The organism is Klebsiella sp. ME-303 (assembly GCF_007910085.1).
Lineage (GTDB): Bacteria > Pseudomonadota > Gammaproteobacteria > Enterobacterales > Enterobacteriaceae > Klebsiella > Klebsiella michiganensis.
Genome location: NZ_VOJB01000083.1, coordinates 115,489 through 134,292 on the forward strand (window position 1 = coordinate 115,489; position 18,804 = coordinate 134,292).

An 18,804-nucleotide genomic window follows, 5' to 3' on the forward strand; every position below is an offset into this window, starting at 1 on the left:
CGGACAGTTAATTTGAATATTTAGACCGCGCGGACTATTCCGCGCCCGGTTAATTAATACTGGTGAGGTGTTTCCGATAGCTGCTGGGGGTAAAAGAAGTCAGCTTCTTGAATGTTTTAATAAACAGACTTGGGCTACTGTACCCCGACTCATAGGCGATATCGGTCACCGAGTAGTTGGTTATCTCCAGCTGTTTTTTGGCGAAGTTGATGCGAATATCGTTAATCATCTGCATCGGCGTTTTGGCGTAATAACGCTGGGTCGCCCGGGTTAAGTATTCCTGAGTTTTCCCGGAAAGCTCGACCATATTTTCCAGCGCCCCCTCGCCAAATTTAAGCTTATCGTGCATACCCTCAACGGTATTTTTTAACCATTGCGGAATAACGTCTTCCGTAGGTTCTTCACGATAATGCCGCAAACGATTCAGGGTGTAAAAAGACACCAGCTCGATAAATTCGTCGAATTCAGTTTCGCGAAAATTCAGTGATGCAATAACCGACTCAATATAACTGAGAAAAGTACTTTTAACGGCATAGACCTGTGAGGCGACCAGACCAAACGGCAGCAGCGGCAGATAGTGTTTCTCAAAGAAACTTTTGCTGATGCCAACGTTAAGAATGCGCGTCGCACCAAATTCATAAAAACTCTGGTGATGCGACCCCATTGGGATGAAGACAAAATCCCCGCGCTCCAGCAGCACCCGCTTGCCATTAATAACCTGATAATAGCGCCCGGTTAAAACGATGGTGTACTCGTAGTAATCATGCTGGTGAAGCCCGCTTACGCTCTCCGTTTTGTTATAGATGACCACATGAAAGTTCTTGCCGTTAAAGAGTTGTTGCTCCCGGGCGGTACTGATTTCAGTGGTCATCATCTTTGGCTGCCTCATCGTGTCGATGACCTATTGTACCTTCTCGTGCAGCTCAATCAATTCGGCAACCAGCTCACGAGCCAGCATTGAGGTCATCAGATGATCCTGCGCATGAACCAGCACCAGGCTCACCTTCATTTTGCCTTCACCCTCATCGCTCTCAATCAGCTGCGTCTGCACAAGGTGCGCTTCGCTCAGCGCCATGCGCGACTGTTCCATCATCGTTTTCGCCGCCTCGAAATCTCCCTGCTTTGCCTGCTTCAGCGCGGCATAAGCCAGGCTGCGCGCTTGACCGGAGTTGATAATCAGCCCCATCACCACCTCTTCGAGGTCGTTTACCGCGGTCTCTTCTGCTGCGATGTTATCCAGATCAAACATAATGACTCCCTTATTTCCAGGACGGTACGGGAAATCTCCCGTACCGTTCAATATTAGAATTTCAGTGCGTTAGCGATATCTTCTTCGCTCTCTTCCTGCTCAATGACGCCCTGCGCTTTGTTGGAAATCACCACAAACGGCAGGTAGACCAGGGTGGACACGGCAAGGTTGAACAGGGCCAGCAGCAGAGCGGCTACGCTACCGTTGGTGTTAAAGAAGGCGCCTAAACCGGTTGGCATGGTCCACGGCGCGATATTGGTAATCGGCGGGATGATGCCCAGGGTATAAGCCGTCATGGTGATAGCCGCCAGCAGAGGCTGAATCAGAATGAAGGGGATAAACATCACCGGGTTCATAATGATCGGCAGACCGAACAGGATTGGCTCGTTAATCTGGAAGATGCCTGACGGCAGCGCCAGTTTCGCCACCTGACGATGATCCTCACGACGTGAAGCGATAAAGATGGCGATGATTAAGCCCAGAGTCGCGCCGGTACCGCCAAGGAAGATGTAGGAATCCAGCATCGGCTTGGCCCACATATGGAAGCTCTTACCCGCGGCCAGCGCGGCCTCGACGGAACCGTACTGCTGGTAGGTTGCGATGTTTTCCAGCGCCCACGGCGTCATGATTCCGCTATCCAGCGCTGACAGCGCCAGCGACCCGTGTACGCCGAAGAACCACAGCAGCGAGGTGAAAATGACGTATGCCCAGCCTACGACGGCGCCCATTGAAGCCAGCGGCGTGGAGATAGTGTCCATGATGATCTGGTGGAAGTTAGTCCCCCAGTGGGTCAACGCCCAGGAGATAATCCCCATAATCGAGAGGATGATAAAGGCCGGAATAACCGCAGAGAATGAACGGGAAACCGAAGCCGGCACGCTGGACGGCAGCGTAATCACCCAGTTGCGATGAACGATAAAGGTGAACATCTCGGCAACGACCAGACCGATGACAATACCAGAAATGATATTGGCGCCGCCTAACCAGTTCGCGCCCACGGCGTAGGCTTCACCGACGCTATAAGGCGTGACGGTCATAAATGCCGCAACGGCCAGTAAACCGGCGGCCATCGGGTCTACTCTCCGCTCCTCAGCTAAAGCGGAGCCAATAAAGAAAGGCGCCATCAGCGACATAATGCCAAGCGTACCGTTATAAACGTTACCGCCGATAGCTTTAAAACCGTTAAGCGTTTCTATTGTAGACGCATCCAGACGGATGCCCATTGAATAAAAGAATGAGCCGTCGCCAAAGCTCAAAAATACGTTGTTAATTAAAACAAACATCGCCCCGGCTAGCGTCAATGGCATTAACTTAATAAAGCCGTTTTTAATTGCATTGACGTGGGGCTGCCTTCCTATTTTGACGGCAAAAGGCAGGAGTACCTTTTCAAGCGAGTCAATCACTTTACTCATAATAAATACCCTTTAAGGCCGCAATATAGTCACTGCGGCAATGATAGATGAAATTACTCTTTGACGGGAAAATAAACTCTGGGTATTTCGGACAGCGAGCAGCTAAAACACACCCTCACGAAATTCTAACCGCTGCTATCCGAAATATGTCGAGTTTTAAAATAAAATTATTGTGCAGCAGCTTTCTTAATGGCCGCAACGGCCGCTTTCAGAACACCTAAACCATCGATCTTACCGTACAAAACAGAATCAATGACTTCTACGGGTTTATTTGGCAGTAAACGCTGAATGTCCGGCAGCATATAGGAAATTTGTGGGCCTAATAATACGACATCCGCATCAGGTCCTTTTTCACCGGCTAAGGTCTCCGGAAATGCTTCAATAATCACCGGCACTTCATACTTCTCGGCCTGGGCACGCATTTTCGATACCAGCAGTGATGTCGACATCCCGGCAGAACAGAACAGGTAGATATGTTTCTTTTCCATGAACGCTTCCTCAATTTGTGTGACCCGGTCCTCTCTGCAGCATTGATGCCTGAGAGGCGGTAAGAGATGTTTCTTTGAATTAGTATTGTTTATGCATTGAGTATACGGCATCGATCGGCAGCAGGATAATTCCTCCTTGAACAGAATTGTCTCTCATTGACCTCGCGTTTTGACTGCCTTCACATTTCCCTCAAATAATTCGCGCAATTAAATAAGCATCAGAACTCATAAAAAAACCCGACCACTGGTCGGGCTTTCGTAGGAATCAGCACTATGGCGGGGCGTTACTTACTGTTGCGCGGGTCGGTATCGTACTCGGCGCAGGTTTGATAGCCAGAATTCATCACGCGGCCGGTTTCATCCAGCGCAACGAAGTAGGTTTCAATTTTACCATCGCGTTGACCCAGGATATATGTCTGGCAGGTACCGCGCGCGTGGATCATGGTGACTTCTGATGAAGGTTTACCGGCAATTTGCGCAACCTGCGCGCGGGTCATGCCTTTCTTAACGTCTTTAACCACGGGTTGAGTGAACTGATCTTTCGTACGGTCGTAGGCCGTACACCCTGCCAGCAGGGTCAATACTGCTGCTGCGCCCAGAAATCCTGCAAAATGCTTGTTCATATACCATCCTCTTTTTTTTGGCGTGTTAATAAGCCTGGAATAAATATCGTTATTTTTCAAGCCGAAGGTGGAAATGAAGCGAAATTAAGAGCTTTCCAATAATAAATCCCCTCTTGTTGAGGTTGCCTGCTTTTGCTTCACTCAAAATTGTGATCCTTGTCGTTTTACCGGCAAAGAGGTAGGTTAAACCACTGCTTATTGGCAAACAGATTCACTTCCCGGAGGGCGCAATGACGCTACAACAAGAGATTATTCAGGCGCTGGGCGCAAAACCCCAGATCGATGTCGAAGCCGAGATACGCCGCAGCGTAGACTTTTTGAAGGCCTATCTTCAGAGATACCCTTTTATTAAATCACTGGTCCTCGGCATCAGCGGCGGCCAGGATTCAACGCTAACCGGTAAATTGTGTCAGTTAGCCATCAACGAACTGCGTGCCGAAACCGGTGACAGCAGCCTGCAGTTTATTGCCGTGCGCCTGCCCTACGGCGTGCAGGCGGATGAGCAGGACTGCCAGGACGCTATCGCTTTTATTCAGCCGGATCGCGTATTAACGGTCAATATCAAAGGCGCCGTGCTGGCCAGCGAACAGGCGCTGCGCGAGGCCGGGATTGAACTTAGCGACTTTGTTCGCGGTAACGAAAAAGCCCGCGAACGCATGAAGGCGCAGTACAGCATCGCCGGAATGACCCACGGCGTCGTGGTGGGTACCGACCATGCAGCGGAAGCCATTACCGGATTCTTCACCAAATACGGTGATGGCGGTACGGATATTAACCCTATCTTTCGCCTTAACAAACGCCAGGGCAAACAGCTGCTGGCCCAGCTAGGCTGCCCGGAGCATCTGTATAAAAAGCTGCCGACCGCCGATCTTGAGGACGACCGCCCCTCCCTGCCGGACGAAGTGGCGCTGGGCGTGACCTACGAAAATATCGATGATTATCTGGAAGGCAAAGCGCTGGATGAGAAAATTGCGAAAACGATTGAAGGCTGGTATTTGAAAACCGAGCATAAACGCCGACCGCCGATTACGGTCTTCGACGACTTCTGGAAAAAGTAATTCGCCTCTCCCCCTCCGCCCCGACCCGGTTCGGGGCGATTTTTTATCCTTTTCGCCTCTTCCTTCGGCTGCTATACTGGATAAATAACCAGCACCAGGAGCAAAAGTGGCAAGAAGGCAATCCGCCCCGCGTCTCGAATTTGAAGCGGCGGCAATTTATGAGTATCCCGAACATCTGCGTCCGTGGCTTGAGGCTTTGCCCAGGCAGCCGGGGGTGTATCTGTTCCACGGCGAAAGCGATACCCTACCGCTCTATATCGGGAAAAGCGTGAATATCCGCAGCCGGGTGTTGTCGCATCTGCGCACGCCCGACGAAGCGGCGATGCTGCGCCAGTCCCGGCGCATTACCTGGCAACGAACGGCGGGAGAGCTGGGCGCACTCTTATTAGAGGCACAGCTCATTAAAGAACAGCAGCCGCTATTCAATAAGCGTCTGCGGCAAAACCGACAGCTATGTTCATTACGCCTGGCTGACGCCCGTCCGCAGGTGGTGTACGCCAGCGAGCTGGATTTTTCCCTGCAAAGCGATCTCTATGGTCTTTTTGCCAACCGCCGCGCGGCGCTGCAGGCGCTGCAAAAAATTGCCGACGAGCATCGCCTGTGCTACGGATTAATGGGCCTCGAGCCGCTCAACCGCGGGCGGGCCTGCTTTCGTTCGGCGCTCGGCCGCTGCGCGGGCGCCTGTTGCGGAAAAGAGAGCGTTGAAGCACACCAGCAGCGTCTGGTCGACAATATGCAAAAGATGCAGCTGGTATGCTGGCCCTGGGCCGGGGCGATCGCGCTGGAAGAGAGCAGCGAGGATATGACCCAATACCACATTATTCAAAACTGGCTTTGGCTCGGCGCGGTAGAGTCTCTGTCGCAGGCGTCATCACTCACGCGCCTGTCGGCCAAATTTGACCATGACGGTTATAAAATATTGTGTAAGCCGCTGCTCAGCGGCCGCTATAAGCTCCATCCTCTGTGAGGCGAATGTCAGCCCCGATGCGCTATCGGGGCAATTACCAGCCGCCCCCGCCGCCCCCGCCAGAGCCGCCTCCGGATGAACCGCCTCCGGAGGAACCGGAGCCGCTGTAACCGGAACCTGATGATGAACCGTTCCCTGAACCGCTATCCGGCGTTGACATAGAGGCGGTTCGGCAGGCTTCGCTGAAGTGGTGGACGCTTCCCCAGTCGGCGCCGGCAAACGCATGCGACACGGCGCCTGTACTACTCAGGTAGTGGGCAAAGGTATTTGCCCATGTTTTCCCTACGCCAAGCGCCAGGGCAACCGGCAGCAGCGCTTCAAAATGGGAAATCATCTGCTCGGGCGGATAGATAATCTGATAACGATGCTTTTCGGCGGTGCCCAGATAGCGCATCAATCCTTTCGCGATAGCCAGTTCATCAAGCCCGCGCTGCGTATAGCGAGGCGTTTTCCAGGCCACGAAAACGCAGAGCACCAGCGCGGCCATAAGCGCGCCAATGTATCCTGACGGAAGCTGGGTGATGGGCAGTATACCAAAGAGAAAAATCCCGCCTCCCAGCGTCGCGAAGGGGCCGAAGATCGCCAAAAAAAAGAGCGGCACCGGCCCCCAGGCACGCCACATTTCCCGCGGGCGGCATATAAAGCGCAGCAAACAGGCGAGCATCGCTCCGCCAATCAGCATAAAAACCGCGGCCGGTATCGTCAGCAGCGCGGCCTCCGTATTAACCCAAAGACCGCAGGCCACCGGCACCAACAGCGCAATGTAGATGCAGCGCCGCAGCGGCTGCCCCCATTTGCGAAATAATTTATCCCGCTGCGCTTCACAACGCTTTTCCTGCTCTTCACGCGCTGTCTGCATCGATCGCTGATGGGCCTTGCTGAGATCGATATTTTTTTGTTTACCTTTAAAAAGCGTACTTAATAGCTGCCTGTCATCATAGTTTAATTGCCGGTTTCCCTCGACGGGCAAACGGGTCAGCCGCTGTTTTACGCCGGCGTTCGCAAGCCACGGGTTAGGGGTGTGTTGACTGTCCCCGCTGACCGCCATTCCGCGTTTAGCCACCAGCGCTAATAAATCGCTACTAAAAGCCACATCATCATATTTACGCCGGGTGATAAAACGCAGGTAGCCCGGAGACATGCCGGGAGGAGGCGAATAAAGCGCAACGACCGGCGGCATTTTTAGCCCGGCTTTGGTGACGTTTTTTCGCCACCAGATCAGGTAATAAGCGGCCATCAGCAGCAGAGGTAGCCAGACCACGCCGGTTTTTAGGGTGGGGATAAGGAGATGCACCAGCGGCAAAGCGGCCTCCGGCGCCGGAGCATCGGCAAGGATCGACCGAGGCCAGGTATAGACCACGGTCAGCCCCTCCCCCCGCGCCAGAGGCCGCAGGGTGCGGACGCTACCGTCAGGAAGCACCTGCGCGTTGTGTTCTTTCGCCCCTGCGACGCCGGTATAAACATCAAGCGACCGCACTCTGGCGTCCTTAGCGTCGGCGTTGAGATTTCCGGCGGCGTCCGGCAGTTCAAGACGAAAGCTGGCCTTGCTGATAGGCCACGCCCAGTCATTGCCCGTCACGTTCCAGTAAAGCTCATCCCATTCGGGGAAGCGGCTGAAATGGTTGCTGATTTGATAGCGAATCTCGTAGTTATAGATCCCTGGTTTCAGGAGCCGTTCGCCGCTGCCAATGCGTACCGTCAGGTTTTTTTCCGCTTCATCAAGGCTAAACGGCTCAGGCACGCCATCGCGCGACACCGACTCGATCGCGTAATACACGCGAAAGATCTTGCCGTCCTGGCGGTTCCAGGTCAGGGGCAGCGTACGGAAAATTCCCCGCCGAATCTGCCTGCCCAGAGAAAGTACTTTGATATTTTCCCGCATCTCCATGCTACCGTCCGGGTTAAAGCGCGCCCGGGCATCGAAAGAGAGGATATGTTCATACGCTGGAATAGCGCCAGCGGGAAGCTGGGAAGCATCCTTGATGATGATCATGTCGCCGGCGGCAAAAGCCGCGCTGATGTTCAGAAGCAGCAGCAGGACGAGGGTGCGCAGCCCCCGAAAAAGTAAATTCGCCATTTAATCACGCCATCCGCGGTGATTTAGCTTCTTCTGGTGAGTCCAGCTCGAAGAACACTTCCGTTTGAAAATTAAACAGTCGCGCCAGCAGCAGGCTGGGGAAAGACTCGACCAGGATATTGAAATCGCGCACCGTACCGTTGAAGTAGCGGCGAGCCATCTGCAGCTGCTCTTCTATTTCGCTGAGAGATTGCTGTAAGGCAAGGTAGTTTTCGCTGGCTTTAAGTTCCGGGTACGCTTCGCCAAGCGCGAAAACGCGCCCTAGCGTACCCGAGTACTGGCGTTCGCTGTCGGCGATCTGTCGGGTGCTTCCGACCAGTTCGCCGCGCTGGCGGGAGATCTCTTCCAGCAGTTCTTTTTCATGCTGCGCATAGCGTTTCACCAGGCTCAGCAGATTCGGCGCCAGGTCGTGGCGGCGCTTAAGCTGTACGGCAATGCCGCTCCAGGCTTCGTCTTTGAAACGTCGCAGGGAGATAAAGCGGTTATAGGTCATCACGACCCAGATGAGGACGACAACGAGGACGGCGAGGCCGATATACATTTCCATATGCAAGATCCATGAGCAGAGTAGGCTTTAGACCAGGACACCAGAGTCCGTGGCGATGGCACTCATACTGGCACATTCGTCCCTGCCGGGTAAATCAGCTTGTCGCTACAGATAAAGAAAAACCGCCGGTCCTGCCCAAAGCCTGTTGGCGTTATTGGGCAAGACCGGCGGTCTTAAGTCAGCGCGCTGAGTTATTCAGCAGGTGCAGGCATTTTACCTTCCGGCGCTTTACGATCTGTCAGATGCTTCTCAAAATTGGCATTGAACTGCTTTTTCTGTTCCGGCGTCAGAATGTTGTAAATCTTATTCTGGGTTTCCAGACGAGCCAGCGCCATCTCTTTATGCTGGGCTTCCATCTTATCAATCTGCGCTTCCGCTTTTGCCTTATCGAAGGTATCGCTGGCTACCAGCTCATGCATCGCGCGGCGCTCATCCAGGGACGGACGCTTCATGTTGTCGCGCTGGCTCTTCATAATGTCGCGGATTTGCGTTTTCTGCGCATCGGTCAGGTTCAGCCCTTTAAACATCATTTCATGTGGGCCCGCAGGTCCGCGCTTATGATGCATCATCGGCGCGTTATCGGTTGGGGTTGCAGTAGCGTCAGCCGCGTGGGCCAGGTTAGCCGCGCCCAGAGCCAGAGTAGAGGCAACAAACAGTGCAGTAATCTTCTTCATAGTTCAATCCTTACTTTGCGTTATTCTTACGGCGCGTTGCCGTGTTGACGAGATTAACTTTACGACGTTTATCGTCAATTAATCAGAGCAAGCGTAAAACATTGAAAGTGTAAAAAACATTTTCTCGCCAATTATGGAGAAAATAAGGAAAATGAGGGAACAAATGCAATAGAAAATAAATAAGCAACTGTTTTAGTGGGAAATTATGAAGATTATAAATCAGCGGAGATTAAAAACAAAGCATTTAACCAGGAATAATCTGCAATCAATGGACAGAGCACGAAAAAATAAGATGGCTGCGGAAAAATAAACGCTGAAATAAATGCCGCCGCCCGGACGGGCGACGGATTCACCGGAAGCGCTCCAGCATGAGCCCGGCGCGCTGGCCGAAGGCGACGCTGGGGTTGGGAAACAAAACGTACTCTTGCTCCCTTTCCACTATGTAGCGGGTATCGCCATCCTCAGCAAGCAGCGTCCCGGCGGCAAACGGCGTAAAGTTCAGCGTCTGCGCCGACATATGCAGCCGGAAACTGTCGCTGCTGCGGGTAATTTGCTGTACCACCCTGTAGCGCAGCGGCGCGTGCGCCTCTTCCGCCGCCACTTCTCCCGCCAGCAGCAGCGACAGCGCGCGTTGAGTCGTCGCGAACAAGCGCAGATCGTTTTCGCCAAAAGGTAGCGCCTTGCCGAGCTCCAGCGTGCAGGAGCGCGCGCCGAAGCGTTCGCAGCTGAAATGGGTAAAAGTCCCGCCAGGCTGCTGATGAAACACCAGCGCCTCCAGCCCTGCAGCCCCTAACCAACGCAAAAACGCTTCATCCCACGGCGTATCCCGCGCTGGCAGGACACCAAAGCGGGTATGCAGAGAACCGCGTATGGCGGTATGTAAATCCAGGTGCCAGCGCTCGCCGGGCGTCCCGGCATAAAATCGCGCCAGCGCATGCTCCAGCTGCCGGGCGCGAACGGTTTCATCGCTGGCGCTAAAAGCGCGCCATCGCTCGCCGAACATCCGGTTGATATCGCTGTGCATATAGCGCTTGTTGGCCCGCAGCGCCGGAGGGTTACCAAAGATCGCCAGCAGCCGCCAGCGGAGCGGTATTTCCCCACGAAACAGCTGCCGCAGCAGTAAATCGGTGATTTCGACCGGCGCGGTTTCATTGCCGTGAAGCCCGGATGACAAAACCAATGACCGATCGCAGGGTTCATGAGGAATGAGCTGCAGAATACCGCAGTCAATCCAGTGCCAGCGGAAATGCGCGGTTTGACCATGGAAATGGTGGGGCAGACGCCCCGCCAGAGTAAGTGCCAGAAAGTCGTCCACGACGCCTCCTTATTGCTGAAACGGATACACTGAGCCCAGGCGCAGGATTTGCGTTAAGCGGTCGAGCGCCTCGCGGCCTTCGCGCAGCAGCTGCGGATCCGCGAGATCGACCTGGGTCAGGCGATCGCGATAGTAGCGGTCTACCCAGTCATTAAGGGTGGCGAACAGCGTATCGTTCATCATGACCGCCGGATTCACCGCCTGTCGCTCGTCCTCCGTCAGCACCACCCGCAGCCTCAGGCAGGCCGGGCCGCCGCCGTTGGCCATGCTTTCGCGCAGATCGTAAACCTGTAGCTCATCGATGGGGTTATCGCCCTCCACCAGCCGGTTCAGGTAGCGCCAGACGCCCGGGTGTTCCTGCGCTTCCAGCGGCAAAATCAGCCGCATCCCGCCTTCTTCTTTGCTTAGCAGCTGGCTGTTGAACAGATAGGTCGCCACCGCCTCTTCCACCGAAACCTGACTCGCCGGCACCACCAGCGGCGTAAAGCCGGAGACCTGCTGCGCCAGCTGCTGCAGGAGCTGCGGCTGGTCAACAAACGCCTGCTCGTGGCAAAACAGCACCTGCTGATTGCTTACCGCAATCACATCGTTATGAAACACGCCCTTATCAATCACCGCCGGATTTTGTCGGGCGAAAATCACCTGCCGGGGATTGACCTGATTCAGGCGGGCGACGGCCTGGCTGGCCTCGAGCGTCTGCCGCGCCGGGTAGCGCAGCGGATTATCTTCGCCCCCCTGCTGGCGGCCGTAAATAAACAGCTGCACGCCGGGCGCGCCGTAGTCGCCGCCGAGGCGGTTGTGGTTTGCCGCCCCTTCATCGCCGAACAGCGATACCTGGGGCAGGGCGCCGTGTACAGCAAACCGCTGCTCATCGGGGAAAATCGCCCGCAGCAGCGCTTCGGTGGTCGGCGCTTCGCTGGCGCGATGGAATTTATCGTTCAGGTTGGCGACGGTCAGATGCACCCGGCCATCCAGCGAATCGGCCGAGGGCGAGACCGTGGCGGCGTTAGCCACCCACATCGATGACGCGGAGCTGACCGCCGAGAGCAGTTCCGGCGCCTGGCGCGCCGCCTTTTCCAGCACCTGCTCATCGCTACCGCTAAAACCGATCTGCCGCAACAGCGGAATGTTTGGCCGCTCCTGCGGCGGGATCAGCGCCTGCGGATAGCCAGCATCCGCCAGCGCTTTCATTTTTTTCAGCCCCTGCTTTGCCGCCAGCTGCGGGTTCGACACCCGATAGCGGTGCTTCGTCGAGGCTTCGTTGCCGAAAGATAAACCCGCATAGTGGTGGGTCAGGCCCGGCAGCCCGTCAAAGTTCACTTCCCGGGCTTTCATTGTGATGTCTCCTTACGGAAATTCAGCCCGGGGCTGAGGGTTGCCGGCAGCGCCAGCTCCGGTGATTCGAGACTGGCCATCGGCCAGGCGCAATAGTCTGCGGCGTACCACGCCCCCGGCCGGTGGTTACCGGAAGCGCCGGTACCGCCGAACGGCGCGGTGCTGGCGGCGCCGGTTAAGGGTTTGTTCCAGTTAACGATCCCGGCCCGCGCCTCCAGCAGCAGCTGGTCGAATTTGTCGCGTTCGGCGGAGATCAGCCCGCAGGAAAGCCCGAAACGGGTCGCGTTAGCGAGGGCAATCGCCTCATCGAAATGGTCATAGCGCCAGACGCAGAGCAGCGGCCCGAAGACCTCTTCGTCGGCCACCTGCGCCACCGCGCTCATTTCGATAATACCCGGCGTCAGCAGCGAGGTTCCGGCCTGCAGCAGGCGCGGCTCCAGCAGGGTTTTTCCGCCGCTGGCCACGTGGGCCAGCCAGGCCTGATGTACCTTTTGCGCGGCCTGCGCTGAAATTAACCCGCCGAGGAACGGCTGAGGTTCAGCGTCCCACGCGTCGGGAATCAGCGTTTGTGACACCGTCACAAGCCGCTGAAGAAACGCATCGCCGATCTGGCCGCGTTTTACCAGCAGCCGCCGCGCGCAGGTACAGCGCTGTCCGGCAGTAATAAACGCCGACTGAATGGTCAGATGGACCGCGGCGTCGATATCCTGTGGGTCATCGACGATCAGCGGGTTGTTGCCGCCCATCTCAAGAGCGAGAATTTTTTCCGGCTGCCCGGCAAGCTGACGATGAAGTTGAAAACCCGTCGCAGAGCTGCCGGTAAATAGCAGGCCGTCGATGTCCGCCTGGCCGCTCAGCGCTTCGCCGGTTTCCCGCCCGCCCTGGAGCAGGTTAAGCACGCCCGGCGGCAGGCCGGCTTCGGCCCATAGCTTCACCACCGCCTCTCCGCTTTGAGGCGTCAGCTCGCTGGGTTTGAATACCACGGTATTTCCCGCCAGCAGCGCCGGAACGATATGCCCGTTAGGCAAGTGTCCGGGAAAATTGTAGGGGCCAAAGACCGCCAGCACGCCGTGCGGCCGATGGCGCAGCGTCGCCTCTCCGTCCGCCATCGCGGTCTGCGCTTCCCCCGTACGGCTATGATACGCGTTCACCGAAATGGCGATTTTGTTGATCATCGCGGTAATTTCCGTTGCCGCTTCCCAGCGCGGTTTGCCGGTCTCCTGGGCGATAATCCGGGTTAATTCGCCTTTGTTCGCTTCCAGTAACGAAGCAAACTTTTCCGCTATCGCTTTCCGGGCGGCAAACGGTTGACGCGCCCACGCGGGAAACGCCGCGCGCGCCGCGGTGACCGCCAGCGCCACCTGCCCGGCATCGGCATCGTTGCCCTGCCACAGCAGCGCCTGGCTTACCGGGTTATGTTTACTACGGGCCGGGCCGCGACCGCTTTGCCAGTCGCCGTTAATCCATAAACTCATGATTTTTTCTCCTCAGGGCACAGACGAACCAGGCGAATCTGGTCGCCGGGGTGGCATTTCAGGGCATCCAGCTCGCGCGCGCTTAGCACCAGGCGGTCGCTCTCCGGGTCGGCGTGAACCAGCATGGCGCGAAACTGCTGGTACTGCTCATTAGCAACCAGACAGGCCGGCCACTCGCCCGGCGCGGGCTGGCCTTCAACGACGGTGACCAGCCGGCTTTTGCGAATGGCCCGCACCCGGTCAATTTCGCACTCCAGCGTCGGGCCGCCGTCGAAGATATCGACGTAGTTGAGATAGCGAAATCCCTCTTTCTCCAGCACCGCGCGTGCCGGCGCGGTTTGCGGATGGACCTCGCCGATGACCGCTCGTGCTTCGTCGCTTAAAAAGTCGATATACAGCGGGTGCTTCGGCATCAGCGCGGCGATAAACGCCTTCTGCCCGGTGCCGCACAGGTAGTCGGCGCGGGAGAACTCCATCGCGAAGAAGCGTTTCCCGAGACTCTCCCAGAACGGCGAGTAGCCGTGTTCGTCAATGACGCCGCGCATTTCCGCCACGACCTTATCGTTGAAACGTTCGCGAAAGGCGGCCATAAACAGAAAACGCGATTTCGACAGCAGATAGCCGTTGCCCTCTTTACGCCATTTTGGGTCCAGGAACAGCGTACACAGTTCGCTGCTGCCGGTATGGTCGTTACTGAGAAACAGCGTCGGCAGGGCGTTGTAGACGTTAAGCTCTTTCGATGCGTGCACCTGGGTACCGACGCGATAGTTGTACCAGGGGTCGTTAAGCCCCACGGCCACCTCAATGGCGCAAATTCCCGCTACCGCGCCGCTGGCGCAGTCCTCAAGAACGAACACATAACCCTGCTCGCTTTTCGGCAGCTCGCCGCGCCAGGTCATCTGCGAACGTTCAATGCGCGCGGCCAGCGTGGCTTCATCGGCCGGCAGCGACGTCAGGCCGCCGCCGGTCTCGCCCGCCAGAGTCATTAGCCCCGGCAGATCGCCTTTTTCTACAGGACGGATCACCATCATGATGAGACCCCCGCGAGAAAGCGTTTGCAGGCCAGTTCGAAGCGATCCAGCCCGGCGTTGATCTCTTCTTCGCTGATAATCAGCGCCGGAGCGAAACGCACCACGTTGGCGCCGGCGATCAGCATCATCAGCCCCTCTTCCGCCGCCTCATTACTGATGGTCTTCGCCTTGCCGGCATATTCATCCTTCAGCACGCAGCCGATAAGCAGCCCCAGGCCGCGAATCTCTTTAAACAGGCCGTAACGTGCGTTAATCGCGTTGAGCCGTTCGCAGAACCATTGATGGCGCTGCTTAACGCCGCTGAGCACTTCGCGGGTGTTGACGATGGCAAACACTTCTCCCGCCACCGCGCAGGCCAGCGGGTTGCCGCCGTAGGTCGTGCCGTGGGTGCCGACGGTCATCACGCTGGCGCAGCGCTCCGATGCCAGCAGCGCGCCGATCGGGAAACCGCCGCCCAGCGCTTTCGCGGTGGAAAGCACGTCCGGCGTCACGCCGTAGTGCATATAGGCGTACAGCTCCCCGGTACGGCCGACGCCGGTCTGGACTTCGTCGAAAATCAGCAGCGCGTTGTGCTCATCGCACAGTTCACGCAGGCCGCGCAGGAAGTCCGCATCCGCAGGCACGACGCCGCCTTCACCCTGCATCGGTTCAACGATCACCGCGCAGGTATTGTCGTCGATCAGCGCCTTTGCCGAGTCGAGGTCGTTATAGATGGCGTGCTGAATCTGCGGCGGCAGCGGCGCAAAATCCTGCGAATAGGCCGGCTGGCCGCCCGCGGAAACGGTAAACAGCGTGCGGCCGTGGAAGGCATTCTTGAACGCCACGATGCCGCTTTTCTCGCTGCCGAAACGATCGTGGGCATATTTGCGCGCCAGTTTTAGCGCCGCTTCGTTGGCTTCGGCCCCGGAGTTACAGAAAAAGACCCGGTCGGCAAAAGTGGCGTCAATCAGCTGCTTAGCCAGACGCAATACCGGCTCATTGGTATAGCCGTTACCGGTATGCCAGAACTTTTCCGCCTGCGCGGTCAGCGCTTTAACCAGCCGAGGATGAGCGTGGCCGAGGGCGTTCACCGCAATGCCGCCGGCAAAATCGATATACTCTTTTCCCTGCTGATCCCACAGGCGTGACCCCTCGCCGCGTACCGGAATAAAAGCCGCTGGCGCGTATACAGGCATCATCCATTCATCAAAGTTGCTACGCGTAATTGACTGAGACATATCGACCTCTTCCGGTAAATAAAAAGTTTAAATAATGTTAATGAATATGGTTATTACGCTGTAAATGTAGATTGCACGGTTCGTGCCAGCCAGAGGTAAAAATGCATAAATCGAGGTCGTCAACGAAATATCAATAAGTTACGAAATACCGTTATTCACATAAAATGCATAAAAAGTGAATAAAAATACTAAAAGAGGCTTTTGCAGTGGAATAAAAAGAAAGATTATGCAGGGGTAAGATATAATTCTGTAATTGTGATCCTTGACGAAATTTATCGGCAATAATCGCCCTTTTTTGGCGCAGCGCGTTCCAGAATGGTGCACAGTTTGTGCAAACAGGCTACCAACCGCTGCAATCGGCAGAATAAAGCGCCTTTGCGCAGCCAGCCCGGCGAATTTCTGCTACCATCCCTGCACTATTCACCTTGCACAGTGGCAGCGACTATGAAATTTGTCTCTTTTAATATCAACGGCCTGCGTGCCCGCCCGCATCAGCTGGCCGCCATCATCGATAAACACCAGCCCGACGTCATCGGCCTACAGGAAACCAAAGTTCACGACGATATGTTTCCTCTCGAAGAGGTGGCAAAGCTGGGCTATAACGTCTTTTATCACGGGCAGAAAGGCCATTACGGCGTCGCGCTGCTGACCAAAGAGACGCCGATCTCCGTGCGCCGCGGTTTCCCAAACGATGGTGAAGAGGCCCAGCGCCGCATCATCATGGCGGAAATCCCTTCCCCGTTTGGCAACGTGACGGTGATTAACGGCTATTTCCCGCAGGGCGAAAGTCGCGATCATGAAACCAAATTCCCGGCGAAGGCGGCGTTTTATCAGAACCTGCAAAACTACCTTGATACCGAACTGAATAAAGAGAATCCGGTACTGATCATGGGCGACATGAATATCAGCCCGACCGATCTCGATATCGGCATCGGTGAAGAGAACCGCAAGCGCTGGCTGCGTACCGGCAAGTGTTCCTTCCTGCCGGAAGAGCGCGAATGGATGGAGCGCCTGCTGAGCTGGGGCCTGGTGGATACTTACCGCCATGCGAATCCGCAGGATAACGAACACTTCTCGTGGTTCGACTATCGCTCTAAGGGCTTTGACGATAACCGCGGGCTGCGTATCGATCTGCTGCTGGCAAGCACCCCGCTGGCGCAGCGCTGCATCGAAACCGGTATCGACTACGAAATTCGCGCAATGGAAAAGCCGTCCGACCACGCGCCGGTATGGGCGACCTTTAAAGTCTAAATATTCCCTCCGTCAGGCTCTCCCGTCCGGAGAGCCTGAGCCATATCAAAAAAGCCGCCGTCAGAGATTGTGAACGGCGGCAAACTATTATACTGTCGCGCGCACTTCAGACCGCCCGCGCCATACAGGAGAACCCAATGCAAAAGAAGCCGTCATAAAGCAGAATATAAGCTGCTTTTTGTTGTGGTGATATTGAGCATTGTCGCCTGTCTTATTCAGCAGTCGGGTTTTGCCGGGCTGGTTACCCATTTTGATCGTCTGCGCGAAATGATCCGCCAGAGCGGCGCCTTCGGCTATACGCTCTATATTCTGCTGTTTATCGTCGCCACCCTGTTTTTGCTACCGGGCACTCTTTTAGTGATTGCCGGCGGGGTGATTTTCGGTCCGCTGGCGGGAACTTTGCTATCGCTGCTGGCGGCGACGCTCGCCTCCTCCGCGTCGTTTCTGTTCGCCCGCTGGCTGGGCCGCGAGCTGCTGCTTAAATACGTCGGGCAGACGGCGATATTTCAGGCCATTGAAAAAGGCATCGCCCGTAGCGGCACCGATTTTTTAATTCTGACCCGGCTCATCCCGCTGTTTCCCTATAATGTTCAGAACTACGCCTATGGCCTGACGGCGATTCCGTTCTGGACGTTTACCTTTATTTCCGCCCTCACCACCTTGCCCGGCATATTTATCTATACGCTGATGGCCAGCGAGCTTATCCGCGAGGGTATCACCCCCCTGTTTATACTGAAGCTGACCCTCGCGGGGCTGGCTTTATTTGTCCTGATTCAGGCGGCGAAAAGCTATGCCCGCTATCGGCGAATCGAGACATCACGGATACAGGCTAACGATGAAAAATAGCAACGCGCGCTACCGGATAGCCATCGGCATGACGCTGTTTACGCTTCTGCTGGCATGGTGGCTGATACCCGGCGTCAATGAGTTTATGCAGCGCAGCCTCGCCGCTTTTGCCACGCTCGATCAGCAGGCTATTGAACGCTTTATCGACTCCTGGGGCCCGCAGGCGGCGCTGGTCTCCTTCGCCCTGATGATTTTGCAGGCGATTATCGCCCCGCTTCCCGCCTTCCTGATCACCTTCGCTAACGCTTCCCTGTTCGGCGCCTTCTGGGGCGGCGCGCTGTCGTGGGTGAGCGCGATGGCCGGCGCGGCGCTGTGCTTTTTTATCGCCAGAGCGCTCGGCCGCGACGCGGTGGAAAAGCTCACCGGCAAGAGCGTACTGCAGAGTACGGATGGCTTTTTTACCCGCTACGGCAAACACACCATATTAATCTGCCGTCTGCTCCCTTTCGTTCCCTTCGACCCGGTGAGCTACGCCGCCGGGCTGACGTCAATGCGCTTTCGCCACTTTATGCTGGCCACCGGTCTCGGCCAGCTGCCCGCGACGATAGTCTATTCGTGGACCGGCAGCCTGCTGACCGGCGGCACATTCTGGCTGGTGACCGGTTTATCGATCCTGTTTGCGCTGGCGATTGTGGTGGTCGTCGCGAAAGCGCTCTATCTTGAACAACAAAAGAGGCGTTCACGATGAGCTTACCCCCTCTGAAGTCCATTCCGCTGATTCTTCGCCCGCAGGCCTGGCTGCATCGTCGCCACTACGGCGAGGTGCTCAGCCCTATCCGCTGGTGGGGCCGTATTCCGCTGGTGTTTTACCTGGTGTCGATGTTCGTCGGCTATCTGGAACGCAAGCGTTCGCCCCTCGATCCGGTGCTGAGATCGCTGGTCAGCGCCCGCGTCGCGCAGCTGTGCCTGTGCGAGTTTTGCATTGATATCACCAATATGAAGCTGGCGGAACGCAGCGGCGGCAGCGCTAAGCTGCTGGCGGTCGCCGAATGGCGGGACAGCGCGCTGTTCAGCGACCGCGAGCGGCTGGCGCTGGAGTATGCCGAGGCGGCCAGCATGACGCCGCCGGTGGTCGACGATGCGCTGCGCGACAGGCTGGCAGGCCAGTTTGACGCCCGCGCGCTCACCGAACTCACGGCGCTGATCGGTTTACAAAACCTGTCGGCGCGCTTTAATTCGGCCATGGCGATCCCCGCCCAGGGATTGTGCCGGATCCCAACCGATTCAAAACCATAAGGA

General features: G+C 56.3%; 19 protein-coding genes. 6 read left to right on the forward strand and 13 right to left on the reverse strand.

What is annotated here, in order from left to right; genetic code table 11:
• Nucleotides 1-49: 49 nt before the first annotated feature.
• The 5 genes from chbR to osmE form a co-directional block, all read right to left on the reverse strand.
• Complete coding sequence (chbR, locus tag FQK12_RS17355) at nt 50-889, reverse strand: transcriptional regulator ChbR (RefSeq protein ID WP_071532282.1); 840 nt, start codon at nt 887-889, stop codon at nt 50-52.
• 12 nt (nt 890-901) lie between these two features.
• Nucleotides 902-1,249 carry a PTS N,N'-diacetylchitobiose transporter subunit IIA gene (gene chbA, locus FQK12_RS17360; protein ID WP_004850090.1) on the reverse strand — a complete coding sequence of 116 codons (348 nt, stop codon included), beginning with the start codon at nt 1,247-1,249 and terminating at the stop codon, nt 902-904.
• Between the two features lie 53 nt (nt 1,250-1,302).
• Nucleotides 1,303-2,661, reverse strand: coding sequence for a PTS N,N'-diacetylchitobiose transporter subunit IIC (gene chbC, locus FQK12_RS17365; RefSeq protein ID WP_004850089.1), 1,359 nt, complete (start codon nt 2,659-2,661; stop codon nt 1,303-1,305).
• Nucleotides 2,662-2,828: 167 nt separating this feature from the next.
• Nucleotides 2,829-3,149: a PTS N,N'-diacetylchitobiose transporter subunit IIB gene (chbB, locus tag FQK12_RS17370; protein WP_004101340.1), complete on the reverse strand. Its 321-nt coding sequence runs from the start codon at nt 3,147-3,149 to the stop codon at nt 2,829-2,831.
• Between the two features lie 284 nt (nt 3,150-3,433).
• Nucleotides 3,434-3,772, reverse strand: a complete 339-nt coding sequence (osmE, locus tag FQK12_RS17375; RefSeq protein ID WP_004850085.1) for an osmotically-inducible lipoprotein OsmE — start codon at nt 3,770-3,772, stop codon at nt 3,434-3,436.
• 230 nt (nt 3,773-4,002) lie between these two features.
• Here osmE and nadE point away from each other — a divergent pair, with 230 nt between their 5' ends.
• A complete protein-coding gene (nadE, locus tag FQK12_RS17380) occupies nt 4,003-4,830 on the forward strand; it encodes an ammonia-dependent NAD(+) synthetase (RefSeq protein ID WP_004850083.1) in 828 nt (275 codons plus the stop codon).
• A gap of 106 nt (nt 4,831-4,936) precedes the next feature.
• Nucleotides 4,937-5,797, forward strand: a complete 861-nt coding sequence (gene cho, locus FQK12_RS17385; RefSeq protein WP_004850082.1) for an excinuclease Cho — start codon at nt 4,937-4,939, stop codon at nt 5,795-5,797.
• A gap of 34 nt (nt 5,798-5,831) precedes the next feature.
• On the opposite strand, the gene FQK12_RS17390 is transcribed toward cho, so the two are convergent.
• The 8 genes from FQK12_RS17390 to FQK12_RS17425 form a co-directional block, all read right to left on the reverse strand.
• On the reverse strand, nt 5,832-7,874 hold the full coding sequence (locus tag FQK12_RS17390) for a DUF2207 domain-containing protein (protein ID WP_014228983.1): 2,043 nt from the start codon (nt 7,872-7,874) through the stop codon (nt 5,832-5,834).
• Between the two features lie 4 nt (nt 7,875-7,878).
• Nucleotides 7,879-8,421, reverse strand: a complete 543-nt coding sequence (locus FQK12_RS17395; protein WP_014228982.1) for a LemA family protein — start codon at nt 8,419-8,421, stop codon at nt 7,879-7,881.
• Nucleotides 8,422-8,612: 191 nt separating this feature from the next.
• Nucleotides 8,613-9,095 carry an ATP-independent periplasmic protein-refolding chaperone Spy gene (gene spy, locus FQK12_RS17400; protein ID WP_014228981.1) on the reverse strand — a complete coding sequence of 161 codons (483 nt, stop codon included), beginning with the start codon at nt 9,093-9,095 and terminating at the stop codon, nt 8,613-8,615.
• A 349-nt stretch (nt 9,096-9,444) separates the two neighbouring features.
• A complete protein-coding gene (astE, locus tag FQK12_RS17405) occupies nt 9,445-10,410 on the reverse strand; it encodes a succinylglutamate desuccinylase (protein WP_014228980.1) in 966 nt (321 codons plus the stop codon).
• Nucleotides 10,411-10,419: 9 nt separating this feature from the next.
• Nucleotides 10,420-11,745 carry an N-succinylarginine dihydrolase gene (gene astB / locus FQK12_RS17410; RefSeq protein ID WP_009653522.1) on the reverse strand — a complete coding sequence of 442 codons (1,326 nt, stop codon included), beginning with the start codon at nt 11,743-11,745 and terminating at the stop codon, nt 10,420-10,422.
• Nucleotides 11,742-13,220: a succinylglutamate-semialdehyde dehydrogenase gene (gene astD, locus FQK12_RS17415; protein WP_014228979.1), complete on the reverse strand. Its 1,479-nt coding sequence runs from the start codon at nt 13,218-13,220 to the stop codon at nt 11,742-11,744. Before astD ends, astB begins: the two co-directional genes overlap by 4 nt.
• A complete protein-coding gene (gene astA / locus FQK12_RS17420) occupies nt 13,217-14,251 on the reverse strand; it encodes an arginine N-succinyltransferase (protein ID WP_014228978.1) in 1,035 nt (344 codons plus the stop codon). Before astA ends, astD begins: the two co-directional genes overlap by 4 nt.
• Nucleotides 14,248-15,468 (reverse strand): aspartate aminotransferase family protein, encoded by a 1,221-nt coding sequence (locus FQK12_RS17425; protein WP_014228977.1) that lies wholly within the window; start codon nt 15,466-15,468, stop codon nt 14,248-14,250. Before FQK12_RS17425 ends, astA begins: the two co-directional genes overlap by 4 nt.
• 444 nt (nt 15,469-15,912) lie before the next feature.
• Between FQK12_RS17425 and xthA the strand changes: the two genes are divergently transcribed.
• The 4 genes from xthA (at nt 15,913) to FQK12_RS17445 (ending at nt 18,801) form a co-directional block, all read left to right on the forward strand.
• The gene (xthA, locus tag FQK12_RS17430; RefSeq protein ID WP_014228976.1) at nt 15,913-16,719 is read left to right on the forward strand and encodes an exodeoxyribonuclease III; all 807 of its coding nucleotides are present in this window, start codon (nt 15,913-15,915) and stop codon (nt 16,717-16,719) included.
• A 213-nt stretch (nt 16,720-16,932) separates the two neighbouring features.
• Entirely contained in the window at nt 16,933-17,565 is a 633-nt protein-coding gene (locus FQK12_RS17435; protein ID WP_369816092.1) for a TVP38/TMEM64 family protein, read from the forward strand.
• A complete protein-coding gene (locus tag FQK12_RS17440; RefSeq protein ID WP_014228974.1) occupies nt 17,555-18,253 on the forward strand; it encodes a TVP38/TMEM64 family protein in 699 nt (232 codons plus the stop codon). The genes FQK12_RS17435 and FQK12_RS17440 overlap by 11 nt, the downstream gene beginning before the upstream one ends.
• Nucleotides 18,250-18,801 (forward strand): carboxymuconolactone decarboxylase family protein, encoded by a 552-nt coding sequence (locus FQK12_RS17445; protein ID WP_014228973.1) that lies wholly within the window; start codon nt 18,250-18,252, stop codon nt 18,799-18,801. The genes FQK12_RS17440 and FQK12_RS17445 overlap by 4 nt, the downstream gene beginning before the upstream one ends.
• The last annotated feature ends 3 nt before the right edge of the window (nt 18,802-18,804 follow it).